General features: G+C 45.5%; 12 protein-coding genes and 1 pseudogene. 7 read left to right on the top strand and 6 right to left on the bottom strand.

Annotation, left to right across the window (positions count from 1 at the left end; translation table 11 throughout):
* Positions 1 to 35: 35 nt before the first annotated feature.
* The 3 genes and pseudogenes from K4039_RS29960 to K4039_RS15670 form a co-directional block, all read right to left on the bottom strand.
* Positions 36 to 839 (bottom strand): annotated as a pseudogene (locus K4039_RS29960) (hypothetical protein); the annotation flags it as partial.
* 118 nt (positions 840 to 957) lie between these two features.
* Positions 958 to 1,191, bottom strand: a complete 234-nt coding sequence (locus tag K4039_RS15675) for a hypothetical protein (protein ID WP_265236368.1) — start codon at positions 1,189 to 1,191, stop codon at positions 958 to 960.
* 10 nt (positions 1,192 to 1,201) lie between these two features.
* A complete protein-coding gene (locus K4039_RS15670) occupies positions 1,202 to 2,428 on the bottom strand; it encodes a hypothetical protein (RefSeq protein ID WP_265236367.1) in 1,227 nt (408 codons plus the stop codon).
* A 253-nt stretch (positions 2,429 to 2,681) separates the two neighbouring features.
* On the opposite strand from K4039_RS15670, the gene K4039_RS15665 reads away from it, so the two are divergent.
* Complete coding sequence (locus K4039_RS15665; protein ID WP_265236365.1) at positions 2,682 to 2,948, top strand: hypothetical protein; 267 nt, start codon at positions 2,682 to 2,684, stop codon at positions 2,946 to 2,948.
* Between the two features lie 73 nt (positions 2,949 to 3,021).
* Here K4039_RS15665 and K4039_RS15660 read toward each other — a convergent pair whose 3' ends face one another.
* The 3 genes from K4039_RS15660 to K4039_RS15650 form a co-directional block, all read right to left on the bottom strand.
* The gene (locus K4039_RS15660; protein WP_265236363.1) at positions 3,022 to 3,396 is read right to left on the bottom strand and encodes a hypothetical protein; all 375 of its coding nucleotides are present in this window, start codon (positions 3,394 to 3,396) and stop codon (positions 3,022 to 3,024) included.
* 313 nt (positions 3,397 to 3,709) lie between these two features.
* A complete protein-coding gene (locus K4039_RS15655) occupies positions 3,710 to 4,207 on the bottom strand; it encodes a 2TM domain-containing protein (RefSeq protein ID WP_265236362.1) in 498 nt (165 codons plus the stop codon).
* A 201-nt stretch (positions 4,208 to 4,408) separates the two neighbouring features.
* Positions 4,409 to 6,004: a PQQ-like beta-propeller repeat protein gene (locus tag K4039_RS15650; RefSeq protein ID WP_265236360.1), complete on the bottom strand. Its 1,596-nt coding sequence runs from the start codon at positions 6,002 to 6,004 to the stop codon at positions 4,409 to 4,411.
* A gap of 127 nt (positions 6,005 to 6,131) precedes the next feature.
* Here K4039_RS15650 and K4039_RS15645 point away from each other — a divergent pair, with 127 nt between their 5' ends.
* The 6 genes from K4039_RS15645 (at position 6,132) to K4039_RS15620 (ending at position 15,504) form a co-directional block, all read left to right on the top strand.
* A complete protein-coding gene (locus K4039_RS15645) occupies positions 6,132 to 8,219 on the top strand; it encodes a thioredoxin domain-containing protein (RefSeq protein WP_265236358.1) in 2,088 nt (695 codons plus the stop codon).
* 496 nt (positions 8,220 to 8,715) lie between these two features.
* Entirely contained in the window at positions 8,716 to 9,909 is a 1,194-nt protein-coding gene (locus K4039_RS15640; RefSeq protein ID WP_265236356.1) for a glycosyltransferase family 2 protein, read from the top strand.
* A gap of 68 nt (positions 9,910 to 9,977) precedes the next feature.
* A complete protein-coding gene (locus K4039_RS15635) occupies positions 9,978 to 11,234 on the top strand; it encodes a glycosyltransferase family 2 protein (protein ID WP_265236354.1) in 1,257 nt (418 codons plus the stop codon).
* A gap of 158 nt (positions 11,235 to 11,392) precedes the next feature.
* Positions 11,393 to 12,643, top strand: a complete 1,251-nt coding sequence (locus K4039_RS15630) for a glycosyltransferase family 2 protein (protein ID WP_265236351.1) — start codon at positions 11,393 to 11,395, stop codon at positions 12,641 to 12,643.
* Entirely contained in the window at positions 12,640 to 13,431 is a 792-nt protein-coding gene (locus K4039_RS15625; protein ID WP_265236349.1) for an ABC transporter permease, read from the top strand. Before K4039_RS15630 ends, K4039_RS15625 begins: the two co-directional genes overlap by 4 nt.
* Positions 13,432 to 15,504, top strand: coding sequence for a Wzt carbohydrate-binding domain-containing protein (locus tag K4039_RS15620; protein ID WP_265236347.1), 2,073 nt, complete (start codon positions 13,432 to 13,434; stop codon positions 15,502 to 15,504).
* Positions 15,505 to 15,567: the final 63 nt, after the last annotated feature.

Here is a 15,567-nt window from a genome sequence, read left to right as displayed (position 1 = left end):
GCGGGTTGAAGAGACGGCGGTTGAAACCGCGTCTATACAAACAAAACCCGGATGGTGCGCGGGTTGAAGATTGGATTGCTAGAAGTTTACAAATAGCTTTCAAAACTTGCAGCAACACAACTGAAGATTCGGGTTCCATCAAAGTTAGAAAGGGCATTAACTGATAGGTGGGCGGATTGCCGCGACGGATATTAACGAACTGATAAAACTCTCCGCTAGTTGCAAGTCCCCAGACTGACTCTTGATATTCTAAACTTTTATAGGCATAAGTTAGCAGTTGGGGCAAACCAGCACGCGGAGCAATTAGACTGTTTTTAGATTCTATTACTAAAATCCAAAATCCGGCGTTGCTTAATCAGGGTATGAAAAATAATTAGGCAAAAATCCAGAAGCTTTGTGGACAATGGTTTTTATGATTTGCATATTTAGCCGTTCATACCGTAAATCAGCAACGCCCAAAATCCTATATCAGCGGCGATTTGTTTTTCTTTATTGATTGCTAAGATGTCAAATCGACCTGTAATCGTTGTGTCTTCATCTTCTATAGTAATATTAGCAATATTTTCTTCTAGACTCATCTTTAAAGGCGATCGATAAAAGCCAGCCAATCGCATTAAAGGAAAAGTAGCTAGAGCTTGTACCAGCCCTTCAGGGACTTTTTCCACAGAAAGGTATTCGCGAAAATCGTTGCGGATTTGTACGAGTTCTAGCTGTTCAAACTCGGTGAGTGGTTCTAATGACAAGAAACTTGGGTACGTATCGTTATTAAAGATTTGTTGAAACTTCAAAAAATCACTAACTTCATTGAGCGTTATATTTTTAGGATTAATAACGGTCATAACTTTAAAACCCATTAAGTCTCTATTGTGATTCTAACATATCGGCAAAAGTAGGTTCGTAGTAAGGACTTCAGTCCTTAAATCCGAGGCCGAAAGGACTAAAGTTCTGACTACGAATCTAATCTACTCGATCCATTACAACTCCGTCAACTATTTCATAACCCCAACTAGAATGTCTGGCTGCAAGTTGTTTCGCCATGCCATATTCGCCCAAACTGCAAAGCTCTATTAACTGCTGAAAACCTAAATATTTCTCATGCTGCAATCTTTCCTGCCGCAGCTTGGCTCTTTCTGCATTTGAAGGATTTGCTCGCTCTACTCCCAGCGGATTAATATCCCTAACTCGTTTCATTTTAGCATCCTTAAAAAGGGATATATTCTACGATTTCACCGTCAACTATTTCGTATCCCCATTCTGGGTTAGCAGCGATTTGTTTCTCAACTATACTTCGACCGAGAGAAGTTTGGTAAGCTTTTTGCAAAAAGGAAATACTGGGGATTTCGTCGGCGGTTTGCGGTTCTTTTTGTTCGAGTTTTGGGGGTTCTGCGATTGTTTCAGATGTGGATTGATTCAGGGCAAATTGCGGCGCGATCGCCCCTAATTTATTCATCACGCTTTCTTTGGTAATTTGCGGTCTTTCGTTGAAGGAAGACGGTAAATATGCGTTTTGCACGCCCTGGTTTTTAGCTTTGAGCGCATCATCGGCAATACGATCGCACTTTCGCAAAAAACCCTCCCACAAATCCTTCCCCAAAACCGGGTTTCTCAAGTCAGCACGAGCCTTAGACACTGCTGCTTCCAGCGGTTCGCCCTTGTGCACATAATACTGAATTCGCTCCTCTTCAAACGCCGGATAAGGCACTTCCGGCTCAATTTCCCACTCTCGCTTAACTTTCTGACTTTCTCCTAAAGGAATTCCGGCGATAAATTCGTCCCAAAAAGTCGAGGTTAAGCCCTTTGTCATGCTGTCAATAATTTTAAAAGCCCATCCCGAAGGATTGCCAAACCATAAGTTACGATCCCTGGCATATTCTTCTAAAGCTCGCTGAAAGTTATGCAGTTCTGATGATTGAGAATTCCAAGGCCCGCTAAATTGGTAATTTTGGTAGACAGCAACCGCTCTTTGCTGGCGCGGTTGTCCGAAAAATTTGTCGGTTTTAACTACACGCTCTGGGGGTGAAGTTTCGGCGATTATTTCTACAGGAGGATTGTTATGTTCGCGGTTTGTTTGTGTTATAATATCATCGGAATTAGTTGTCCACAAGTTATTAACTTTTTCCTCAAAAGCGTCAATATCCGCCCAGAGTTCGAGGATTTCGGTGTTGGGATTTGTTGATTTTGCTTTCAGGAGCGATCGCACTTTCAGCAGTTTGATCGCAATTTCTTGTTCTTCGCGATTTAAACCAGTAGCTTTTTCAATTTCACTGCCGTTAGTTTTCACCCATTCGTCCGAGTTGCACTGTTGTGCTTGCCATTGCAATAATTGACAAAGAAAAATACTCGCCGTGACTCCGCCCGTAATTTTGCCTAGAGTGGGATAGTAGATGGCGGGATTTCCTAGATTTCCTAAAAATATTCCTATTTTCATTTTTTAGATTCCTAAGTCCCTTGAATCGTAGGGTGCGCATTGCGCACCTTACCCTTGAATCGTAGGGTGCGCATTGCGCACCTTACCTCGACTAAACTAGCATTGAAAAACTTAAGATTTTCTTTAAGCTTCTGTCTATTGCCGACGGAATGGAGTTTCTAGAGGAAAGACGGGGATCGTGTATGCGATCGCCTGATTGACAGAACCGAGTTAAGCGTAATAATAAATTATTCACTGTACAGATCCTCCCAAAATGAATCCAGAACGCCAAGAGGCTTATTTGAACTTAATCGAGCGAGTGCTTACCTGTCCCAACGGCCAAGAACCAGAGGTTTTAAGTTCCTGTTCAGATTTAATAGATGCGGGATTTGTGCAGATGCTAATCCAGATATCAGCTTCAATGGCCGGCGAAGGTGACGCAGATACTGCTAAATTTTTAGTGCAACTTGCTCGTTTGCTGGGGAAATCTTTGGGTTTGTCACCGGATATCGTGCCTGCTGGCTACAGCAGTGCACAGTAGTAGGGGAAAAGTGCGATCGCCTCGTTATATCATGTTTTGATAAATTGCGGCGAATTTAACTGCATCGATGGCTTTACAGTTTATATTCCAGAGGCTCACAAAAATCATTCACCCCAGTTTTAAATACATAAATAATCACCGATGTTACCAAAATCTGCGGGCAAGTTTTGGCTGCGACTAAATCTCTAAAAGCAGCATTCAATTGTCCGTTTATCAACTCTTCTTTTACCTCAGATTTGCAAATAGCAACGCGGCATCTTTTTGCCAATCCGTCCAACCAATTTTCAGAGATATTCGGTTCTTGTCCAGCTTGAATTGCTAGAGAAATCGCTGCATCTTCGATGTTGCCTTCACAATCTTCGATTTCGTCTAGGGCTTTGAGGGCTTCGGGATATTCCGCTAATTGCGATCGAAATTGGGCAATTTCTTGTGAGGTAATAATCACCATAAGATTTTCCTGTGTTTCCTGCTGGCGGATATGTTTAGAAGTTAAAGTTGGTATTATAGCATTTTTTGCTTGAGGTTGGGATTGGGCGATTCCCTAGGGGAGAGCTCTACCGCGCGTACTTAATTACATTTTCAACTGATTTTTGCCACTTCGCAATAGCCAGCCTGGAGGTTAAATCCTCATCTCAAAGCGGAAGTCGGCGCGATGAAGACTGATGTTAAAATTGATTGATTTCCTCTGTTATTGCGAAGTTCGTGAATCAATCGCAGACATTAGGCGATAAATCTGTCATTGACACAAAAGTGACTGAATATCAAGACTGCAACCACTTCATCAGCTTATCCGTCGCAGTACCGATAGACTCTCCCACCTGTTTTTTCAAACGCCATCGCTGAAACGCTTGTTCGTAATCTTCCCCTTCAGTTTGATAAACATTCCAAGCATTTAGCGACAATCCCAATCCCCACGTTAGTAAAATGAACAATGACCAAGAAAGCTCGTGCGATCCTGCTAGATTAAACAAAACTAAAAAAGTATTGATAATGCCGTACTTTGTCAAGTTTTTCCGCAATTTGCCGCGACGGTAAGAGTTAAAAACCAGCTTTTCTTGAAATTCCCCTCTAGTGGCTAACCATTGCTGTTCCGCCACCACAATATCCTGTTCGGAAATGCCCAATTCCGCCGCAATCTCGAAAAGCTGCACTCGGGAAAGTTCGCCTTCATCTTGTCGCCGTGCGATCGCAAGCTGTAAAATACCTTGAGCATCCTCTGAACCGTAAATTTGACTTATTTGACTGTCATTGGTTGCCATAACAAGTTTCCTATAATTCCTGATATCCTTTCTATGATAGAGATAAGCGCAGTTAAACGGTAGGTAGGGACATTGGCGGATTTCAACACCCGAACAGTTGAGTTGACGCATTGGGCTGAGGGCATTGCTAATTGGTAGTAAATAACCAATAACCAATAACTCATAACTAATGACTAATGACTACTGACTACTGACTACTGACTAACCCAAAGTATACATCCAGCCATCCCGCGCACAAATCCTCACAATGCCATCCCAAACAACAGGCGTCGCCTCAAAGGATAAACCCGGTTTAAATCTCCCCGATTCTTTTACCTTCAAACGGTAAAACTCGCCCTTAGCATTTTTCAAAGCATTCTTATCTCCAGATTTCGCTCGTTCCCACTTCAACTCAAACAAATAAACACCATTATATCCCGCACTAATCAGTTTATTGCCATCAGCAAAAATCGGAGTCGAAATCGAAGAACCAATCTCTTTTTTAAAGACTATTACAGGAGTATCATAAGACTGGTTGCGCCAAGGTACAGCATTTTTTTTGCCTGTCATCATATCTTGGGAACCGATATACAAATTGCCGTCGATCGCATTTGTGGCAAATAGCAGCGGAAAGTCCCCAGGATTGTACTCGTCATTCAGCGCCACAGAGCCGATTATCCCACCTTCCCAACTAGAAAGTCGGCGATTTCCGGTTGGCAAAAACCATTCAACGCTGGCATTCGGTGCTTTGTTCGGATTTAGTTTGAGGACTCCGCCGTTACCCGCAATGTATTGTTTTTCAATCGCACAAAACAGCTTTCCAGATTTAGAAATTACAGCACTTCCATCTATATCTGAACCAGTATAGAAATCCCAAACAATTTTTTTTGTTTTAATGCTGATACCGTAAATATGACCAGAACCCGCAGCGATAAATAGTTGATCTTTGAGCCTGGACGGCGATGATTCTGCTACCAAATTGCCGCCATGCTTGCGGATATCTCCCGCTGCATAAAGCTGCACTTCCGACAAGATCTGCGGTTGCTTGATTCCTTGTTTAACTTTAGCTTTGCTGGCAGAACTATTGAGAAAATAGCCGATCGCATTTTCCCCCGCATTAAACAACACGCCATCGCCCAGATACAAAGCGCTGCTGTCATTATCCTGACTGTAGCTGGGCGTTCTCCTGATGTCCAGCTTCCAAAGTTCCTTGCCTGTTCTAAAAGATATTGCCCTAAAACTCGGTACAACATTTTTGCCACCCCCGCCGCTGCGGCTGCCTTGCAAAATCACAATTCTATTCTCGGCCTTGGCTGTTTTGTCAATATAAATTGTTGAACTTCCTTTAATTATATCATCAAATTTATAGCGCCAAACTTCTTTATTGGTCGCCATATCTATTTTGTGCAAATAGTGGTCGAAAGAACCTATAATTAAATAAATTTTGTCTCTATCTCTGGTAATTGTTGGCTGTCCAGTCCAACCGGCGCCACTCCAAATTTGCGATTGCCTACCCAGAAAAGTCCGGCCGCTTCCTAGCTCAAATTTGTTGATTAACTTCAAGCCCTTGGGAACACCTCGACCGTAAAATGTGCGCTGGTCGTTTCCTAAAAAAGTCGGCACGAATAATTCTACTTCTGGAACTACTTTTTTGGTCGAAACTTTGTTATTATTAATTTTTAATACAGGTGGACTCGATGGTTCGGCTTGGTTGGAGGATTCGGCTTGGCACTGTTTGAAAACAGCGGGAGGAACTGCCACACTCAGCAAAAATTGTCCAAGCCGTAGATTGAAGGTTCTGCGAGATGATAAACTCATTTTATATGGAAATAATCAGTGATTATATTAAAACATGATTGTCGCCAACAACTCAACTTAAACAGTCCGCGCTAAACTACTATAGAACTAACAAGCGCAGTCAGTAAGAGTTAAAGTAGATTTGATTATGGTCAACCGTCTTGCTCAATCCCAAAGCCTTTACCTGCGGAAACACAGCGAAAACCCGATCGACTGGTGGCCCTGGTGCGACGAAGCCCTAGAAACGGCCCGCAGCCAAAATAAGCCGATTTTTCTGTCCATTGGCTACTCTAGCTGCCACTGGTGTACAGTGATGGAAGGGGAAGCATTTTCCGATCGCGCGATCGCCCAATACATGAATTCGCACTTTATACCGATAAAAGTCGATCGCGAAGAACGCCCGGACATCGACAGCATTTATATGCAAACCCTGCAAATGATGACAGGCCAAGGCGGTTGGCCCCTCAACGTTTTTCTCACTCCCGACGAGCGAGTTCCCTTCTACGGTGGTACTTATTTCCCCGTAACTCCGCGCTACGGACGCCCCGGATTTTTAGAAGTTTTGCAATCAATTCGCCGATTTTACGACACAGAAAAGCAAAAATTGCAAGCGTTCAAAGGAGAAATTTTAGACAACCTCCAACAGTCGGCGCTGCTGTCAGCAGCCACCGCAGAATTGAATCGCGAAGTATTCCAAAAAGGCTTAGAACTCAACACCGGAATTATTGCCGGCAGCAACCCAGGGCCCAGTTTTCCAATGATGCCTTATGCTGAGCTAGCATTGAGGGGAACGCGCTTTAATTTTGATTCAAAATATGACAGCAAACAAGTCTGCACTCAGCGCGGATTAGACTTAGCATTGGGCGGCATTTACGACCACGTAGCGGGGGGATTTCACCGCTACACGGTTGATGCAACTTGGACTGTGCCACACTTTGAAAAGATGCTCTACGACAACGGTCAAATTGTTGAGTATTTAGCGAATTTGTGGAGCGCGGGTTTCCAAGAACCAGCTTTTGAAACTGCGATCGCAGGAACTGTAGAATGGTTGAAGCGAGAAATGATCGCACCAACTGGCTATTTTTACGCTGCACAAGATGCTGATAGTTTTAACACTTCAGAGGAAGTTGAACCAGAAGAAGGAGCTTTTTATGTTTGGACTTACACCGAACTACAAACGCTGTTAAATACTCATGAATTGGGGGAAATTCAAACACAGTTTACTGTGACTCGTGGTGGCAATTTTGAAGGCAAGAATGTATTGCAGCGCTATCAGCAGGAAAAACTCAGTGCAACGGTAGAAACTGCTTTAGCTAAACTTTTTGCTGTACGCTACGGCGACAATCCCGATACTGTGAAAACTTTTCCGCCCGCCCGCAATAATCAGGAAGCTAAAAACGACACTTGGCCCGGTAGAATTCCCGCAGTTACTGACACGAAAATGATTGCGGCTTGGAATAGCTTAATGATTTCTGGTTTGGCGCGGGCGGCGGCTGTTTTTGGGAATTTGGAATATCTGGAATTGGCTGTGAATGCTGCTAATTTTATCTTAGATAATCAGTGGACTGACGGGCGGTTTCAGCGGCTAAATTATGATGGACAATCTGCTGTGGCGGCGCAGTCGGAAGATTATGCTTTGTTTGTGAAAGCTTTGTTGGATTTGCATCAAGCGAGTTTGATGTTAGGAAACGGGGAAGCAGTACAGCAATTGCCGAATTCTCAGTTTTGGTTGGAGAAAGCTGTGCAGGTGCAAGATGAGTTTGATGAGTTTTTGTGGAGCGTGGAATTGGGAGGGTATTACAATACTGCTAAGGATGCTAGCGACGATTTGTTGGTGCGGGAACGCAGTTATATCGATAGTGCAACTCCGGCGGCGAATGGAATTGCGATCGCCTCTTTGGTTCGCTTGGCATTGCTGGGCCAGAATTTAGAATATCTCGATCGCGCCGAACAAGGTTTGCAAGCTTTCAGCAGTATTATCCGAGATACTTCCCAAGCTTGTCCGAGTCTGCTTTCGGCTCTGGATTGGTATCAGCATTCTACCCTGATTCGCACGTCGCCAGACCAGATTTCGGGGTTGATTTCGCGGTATTATCCGACTGCTGTATGTCAGATTGAGGCTGATTTGCCTGAAGGTGCGATCGGGTTAGTTTGTGAGTGTTTGACTTGCAAAGAACCTGCAAAAAATCAAGAGATGCTATTAGCAGAAATTCGGCACAGTCAAACGCGAGGATAGAAGGAGAAGGAGTGAAGTCCGAACGATCAAAATGCTTCCTAGTAAGGAATGCAAGTCTTTTCAAGTTTAGCCCTCAATTTGCCAAAATCTTGACTAAATTTTCTATCGTCACCTGGAAAGCATGGGCGATTAACGCCTGCAATTGACACAAGCCCCGATGTACGAGAGTCTTCGGCGGTAAAAATTATGTAGGAAAAAAACTTGACATCAGCGGGTAATCGAAAGTAAAAATAAGTAAAAGCAATAATAATAATGAGGCTTTATGTTTGATTCGCGATCGGCGATCGGCAAGTATGGCATTGATATAGCCTTTCTCAGAAAGATCAGGTACGCGAACGGGATATGGGATATGGGATATGGGATATGGCATACCTCACTTTTTTGAGAATCGCTATAAGTTGCTATCTCTTACAACAATTTTGGCTAAAATACATCCGGGAAAATACGGAGTATTTCTGAGTTTTTCGCAATAATTTTTCACAATCTAAAATCTAAAATGGCAACAGCTATTCTCGACCTGGAAATATCCAAACTCCCGCCAGAAATTACGGTTGAGGAGCGTTACAGCAAAGCCTTGGTTTTAATTCGACTGCACGGAAAACCGATCGCCCAAGCTCAAATTCCGGTAGTCGGAGGTCGGATTGAGGGCGCTCAATTGCGCGAAAGTCTGATGAATGCAGCAGGGGATAACCTTTGGAAAAATTGGCTCTACGATGCCCTGGAATGGGACGAACGCGGGGCGGTAGAGACAATCCCGATCGCCACTGTAGCGGTTTGTACGCGCGATCGCCCGGAAGATTTGCAGCGCTGTCTGGACGCGCTGATGCTGCTCCCAGATGACGGTCAGGAATACTTGGTAATTGACAATTGTCCGGCTACGGATGCTACCCGTGAATTGGTCAAAAATAATTATCCGCAAGTCCGGTACGTGCGGGAAGACGATTTAGCCGGGGAAAGCGCCGCCCGCAACCGAGCTTTGCGGGAAGCGAAACACGAATTTGTAGCGTTTACAGATGACGATGCAGTGCCCGATCGGGATTGGTTGCGATCACTGTTGCGAAATTTCAGAGATCCGCGAGTTATGTGTGTCACGGGGCTACTGATGCCCCTAGAACTGGAAACGGAAGCCCAAGAATGGTTTGAGCTTTACAGCCCCTACGGGAAGGGCTTCGATCGCCAAGTTTTTGACGGGGCGCACTGCAATCCGCTGATTATAGCTCCTGTGGGGGTTTCCGGGAGTATGGCTTTGCGGAAAAGTTTGATCGACTGCATCGGGCTGTTTGACGAAGCTTTGGGCGTGGGCACGCCTGCTAAGTGCGGTTCAGACAGCGAACAGTTTGTCCGCATTTTGCGCGCTGGCTACCGCATCGTCTACGAACCGAGGGCCTTGAGTTGGCACCGCCACCGACGCACCTGGGAAGAAATGCGCAACTTGCTCAAATGCTACGGAATCGGAGTCTATGCTTACTGGACGCGGATGTTTGTGTTCAACAGAGAATTTAGCGTGCCTCTGTTAGCTTGGGGCTGGCTTTGGTACAAACAAATTCCTGAACTAATTGCTTCTTGGCGAAAGCAACCAGGTTCTGTCCCTAGTGATTTGCTTATGGCTCAATTGCAGGGCTGCATTAGCGGGCCGATGGCTTATTTTACGTCTCGCCAGCAGTTGCAAAAAATTAAGAGGGAGCAATAAATAGGGATTTTGAGATTGTTTTTTACCGCATTTGAAATGAAGATGAAGTTGATTTGTGTAATGTCAATATGGAAAATCTAACAGTTAGCGTAATTATTCCGACTCACAACCGAAGTGTATTGCTGCTGCGCGCTCTCGATGCACTGCAATCCCAAACTTATCCGCTCGACCTCATCGAGGTTATTGTAGTCGCAGATAGCTGCATAGACGATACTTTGGCTGTGCTAAAAGACTACAAAGCTCCGTTTAAACTGCTGGTTATTGAAGAAAAGTGTCGGGCAGCTTCGATCACCAGAAATACGGGAGCAGCCTCGGCTACCGGAAAACTGGTGCTATTTATAGATGACGATATCGAACCAACTCCGCCTCTAATCGAAAGTCATGTACGCATTCACCAAGAGCGTCCGGGCTGCGTGGTGATCGGCCCTTATCCGCCGAAGTTTCAGGGAGGGGATAGATTCTTTGACGTAGAAGTGCGGGCTTGGTGGGAAGAAAAATTTTACCAAATGAGACAACCGGATCACCGTCATACTTATGAAGACTTGCTGACTGGCAACTTGTCTCTGGAGACAAAAATGTTTGCTAGCACTGGAGGCTTCGATGCAGGTTTCGGTCAGGGAACTGCCCATGAAGATTATGAATTCGGCTTGCGCTTGCTCAAAGCAAATATACCTTTTGCTGTGGCAGCGGATGCAGTCGGGTATCACTACGAACACGAAACTAACAACCTCTCGCGCTCTTTTCGCCGAGCGCGCGAGGAAGGACGCTCCGATGTCTTGCTCGGTCAGCGACACCCGGAACTTAAACCGACACTGCACATAAAGGATTACGAAACTCCTTACTCTTTTGTCGATCGGGTTTTCGTTGCTCTAGTTTTTTACTGGCCGGCCGCTCTAGAGTTGCTGGCTGTGGGACTGAGGCGGTCGCTAGATTGGCTAGAAGCTGTGCGGATGCGCGGTACTTGGCGGTGGCTGACCGCTAAATTGCGCGGTTACTGGTACTTGCGCGGTGTGATGGACGAATTGAAAACTCGATCGGGCATTTCTACTTTTATGGAAGAAGGCCCGATCCGCGCTGATTTGGGCGGATACGAAATAGAAATTGACTTGCAGCAAGGCTTGGAAGCAGCAGAACACAGGATCGATGCCGAAAGACCGGCTGGGATTTACCTGTACTACGGCAAGCTGACAATCGGTCACATCTCTCCCGAAGTCGGCGCCGAACCGCTACGCGGGGTTCACCTGCGAAGGATACTGGCACAGAATTTAGCGGAACCGCTGGCGAGAGCGATGGCGGTTAACGGTATGCCGTGCAGTTCTGAGTAGATCGAAGCAAAGCTTTTAGTTGCTTTTGAGGAGCGTGTTTTGGTAATTCAATAATTGGTAACTAATGACTGTTGTCATTAGTTGCCAATGCGCAATGCCCGATTCCTAATTTCCCAGGCCCAAAACCCAATTCCCAATCGTATTTTGAGGAGAAATTCATGGCAATAAAAGTGCTTGAAATCGAGTTTACTGAAGAGATAAATCCAATTAGGGGACTAGAAAAATATGAACGTGTCCGCCTCTTGGTTCGCTACCGGGGACGGCCGCTCGGCTGGGCCTATGTTAATAACAATCCCTGGCAGCAAACAATCTCGGCCGATCGAGTGCGAGAAACGATTGTGGAGCAGATGGGCAAGGAGTTGATTCGATCGAGTTTGGAAGATCAGTTAGTCCCAGTAGCAGCAGATTTCGATCGAGAACTGCCACCAATTAGCGTTGTCATCTGCACGCGCGATCACACGGACTTACTCAAAGGCACTATGGAAGCAATTCTTGCCCTGGACTATCCCAAGCACGAAATTATTGTGATAGATAATGCTCCTTCCAACAGCAGCACCGCTGAATTGGTCGCGAGATTACCTGTACGCTACATTAGGGAAGAACGTCCAGGATTGAACTGGGCTCGCAATCGGGCGATCGCTGAAGCCAGCCACGAGATAATTGCTTTTACTGACGATGATATGCGGCCCGATCGGGGTTGGCTGCGGGGTATCGCTGCGGGCTTTGCTGACCCGGAAATTATGGCAGTGAGTGGTTTGGTGGTGCCGGCGGAACTGGAAACAGAGGCTCAAATTCAATTTGAATTCGGCTACGGGGGAATGCTGCAATACTTCCACCGCTTTAAAGTTGATGGTAGTCAGCTATCGGCGCAGGAGTTGCTGTGGGCGAGATCCTACGGCGTTGGGGCGAATATGGCTTTCCGCGTCAAAGTGTTCGAGGCTGTTGGCAATTTTGACCCGGCTTTGGATGTCGGGACGGCGACTCGGGGCGCTGGGGATATGGAGATGTTTCACCGGATTTTAGCTAAGAGATACGCGACTTTTTATGAGCCGAGAGCCCTTGTGTGGAACGTACACAGGCGTAGTGCCGATGCTTTGAGTCGGCAGCTACAGGACAATGGGCAGGCTTTTGGGGCTTATTTGCTGACTTGTGCTCGCAATGGTACTGTCAGTAGCGGGGCAATTTGGCAATTTGCGTTGTCTCAATGGCTGAAAGGGTCGCTGTTGCGACGCTTGATGCGGCCTGGCTGGTTTCCCCGCAAGTTGGTAGTTAGCGAGCTGCTAGGGGCTTTACAGAGTCCTTTTGCTTACAGGGAAGCGCAGTTACAGGCTCAACGATTGGTGGCGATGACGGATGTGGATGAGCAGCCACAGCCGGAACCTCTGACGGTGACTGGAGGTGCGGGATGAAAACTCTGGGAACGCTGGTTGAGAGGCGCAAAGTCGCTCATTTCTTCGATTTGCTGCGTGGATTGGTCGATCGCGATATGAAATTACTCTACAAGCGATCGACCTTGGGGATTGCTTGGACTTTGATCAGTCCGCTGTTGCAGTTGGCTGTTTTCTGTTTTGTATTCCGAACGGTAATTCCGGTAAATATTCCGCAGTTTGCTTCCTTTGCATTCAGCGGTTTGTTAATCTGGAACTGGAGTCAGACGGTGCTGTTTCAATCGACAGCACTAATTACTGGCAACCTGGCTTTAATCAGGCAGCCGAATTTTCCGACAGCTATTTTGCCTGTAGTGACAACTACAACCGGATTGATTCACTTTTTGCTGGCGCTGCCGGTGCTAATTATCTTTTTGGCAATGGACGGAATTCAGCCAAATCCTGTGCTATTTTTTCTGCCGATTTTGATGATTATTCAATTCATTTTGACGGTGAGTTTGGCTTATCCACTTGCTGCGATTAACGTGACTTTTCGCGACACCCAGCACACTTTGGGCGTGGTATTGCAGATGCTTTTTTACCTAACTCCGATTTTCTACGACCTGAAAAGCGTGCCTAAAGAATTTCAGCCTTTATATCAGTTAAATCCGATGGTGCCGCTGATTGAAGCTTACCGGGCAATACTGCTCAAAGGTACTCAACCGGACTGGCAAGCGCTGTTAATTGTGAGCTTGCTTGTGGCTGCTCTTTTGCCGATAGGACTGGCGATTTTCAGACGGCAAAGCGATCGATTTGTGGAGGAATTGTAAATGCGTCAAGCTATTGTTGTCAAGGGTTTGGGTAAACGTTTCAACCGCTACAGTGCCGATCGACCTATGACAATTATGGAGGCCGCTTTGTGGGGCTGGTGGCGGATGAAACCACAAGCACATTTTTGGGCACTGCGGGATATCAATTTTAGTGTTTCTCCAGGGGAAATGCTCGGAATTCTCGGTAAAAATGGAGCCGGAAAATCGACACTGCTGCAACTGATCGGTGGTATCGGCCGCGCTGAGGAAGGAACTATTAAAATTAACGGCAGAATTGGCGGTTTGTTGGATTTGGGTGCGGGTTTTCACTCAGATTTGACGGGGAGAGAAAATGTGTTTGTGGGTGCGGTGGTGGCCGGTTTGACTCGCAGGGAAGCAGCGCATCGATTTGATTCTATTGTTGAATTTGCAGAATTAGAACAGTTTATTGACAGCCCACTGCGAACTTACAGCACAGGGATGCGAATGCGGTTGGCTTTTTCGGTGGCAATTCATACCAATCCAGAGGTGTTGTTAATTGATGAATATTTGTCGGTTGGAGATGTGGCTTTTCAAGCTAAATGTTTGAAAAAGATAGAGGAGTTTAAAAATCAAGGTTGTGCGATTGTTTTGATTTCTCACAGCGCAGCTCAAATTCAAAAAACCTGCGATCGGGCTTTGTGGCTAAAATCCGGTGAAATCATGGCTTACGGGGAGCCGGAAGTGGTAGCTGGTCAGTATTTGTCGGAAATGCGATCCGAAACTGACAAGCGCACTCCCATGCGTCCTCCTGAAGTTACAAGTACGGGTTCGGAACTCCGAGTTAATGAGAATAGATTCGGTTCTTTGGAAGTAGAAATAACTGATGTTAAAGTGTTGCCGGATGATGAGGTAGACAGCGGCGATGCTATTACTATTGAAATTCATTACATGGTTCCGAAACCGATTGCTGCTGCGATTTTTGGCATGACAATCAGCCGGGAAGACGGTCAAAGTTGTTTTGAGACTAATACCAATCAAATGGGGCGGTTCATTCCGCTGGCGGAAGGTAAAGGCAAAATCCGGCTGCACGTAGACAGGCTGGATTTAGGAAACGGTCAATATTACATCAATGCTGGGGTTTACGAGAAGAGTTGGGCCTATGCTTACGACTATCACTGGCACGTATATCCGCTGTATGTGCGATCGACTATAAACCAAAAAACGATTCTCTGTCCGCCCTACCATTGGGAGTTTGACGGCAAAATGCAGCTTGCAGATTTGCCAGAAAAAGCTGAAAAAGTTCACGCTTTAAATAAGAACAATCCGGGCTACGTCAAAATTTCAACTCAGTTAAGAAATAAGCAGTCACCCGACTTTTTAGTAATTGGTGCTCAAAAGTCGGGCATAGAAGCTTTGCATGGACACCTGGCAAATCACTTGCAAATTATCAAAGAAGGTTCCCGGGAGATTCACTTTTTTGAGTTGAATTTCGAGCGCGGTGTAGAGTGGTATAGCAAACAGTTGACGCGGAGTGTAGCGGGTGACAAGGTGCTGCTGTGGGAAATGACTCCTTACTACATTTATCATCCTTTGGTAGCCGAGCGAGTATACAAGTGTTTCCCGGATGTCAAGCTGATTTTAATGCTGCGAAACCCGGTAAAACGAGCGTGGATGCACTATCATTTAGAAGTGGCAGTAGGTTGCGAAAAGTTGGATTTTGAAAAGGCGATCGCATCTGAACCTGACAGGCTAAAAGGTGAAATTGAAAAAATCAAAGCCGATCAAGGTTATTACAGTTTCAACCACCAACATTATTCCTACTTGTCGCGCGGAATCTATGTTGAACAAATCAAAAACTGGCTCGATTATTTTCCGAGGGAACAGTTGCTAATCCTCAAGAGCGAAGAGTTTTATGCAAATACAAGCCAAGTATTTTCTGAAGTCTTAGATTTCTTGGATATTAGTGGAAGCCCCCTCAAAGAATATGAGATTAATAGTATCGAGGATTACAGCAAAATGCCTACGGAAATTCAACAAAAATTAACCAATTATTTCAAGCCTTATAATCAGGAACTTTCTGATTTGTTAAAGGAAGATTTTAGCTGGAGTTAGGAAAATAGTTTTTAACCACAGAGAGCGCAGAGAGCGCAGAGAGGAAGCAGAAACAGAGATGTT

Origin of the sequence: Lyngbya sp. CCAP 1446/10 (assembly GCF_026130175.1) — a bacterium.
Taxonomy (GTDB): Bacteria; Cyanobacteriota; Cyanobacteriia; order Cyanobacteriales; family Microcoleaceae; genus Microcoleus.
This window is presented reverse-complemented; position numbering and strand designations above follow the sequence as displayed.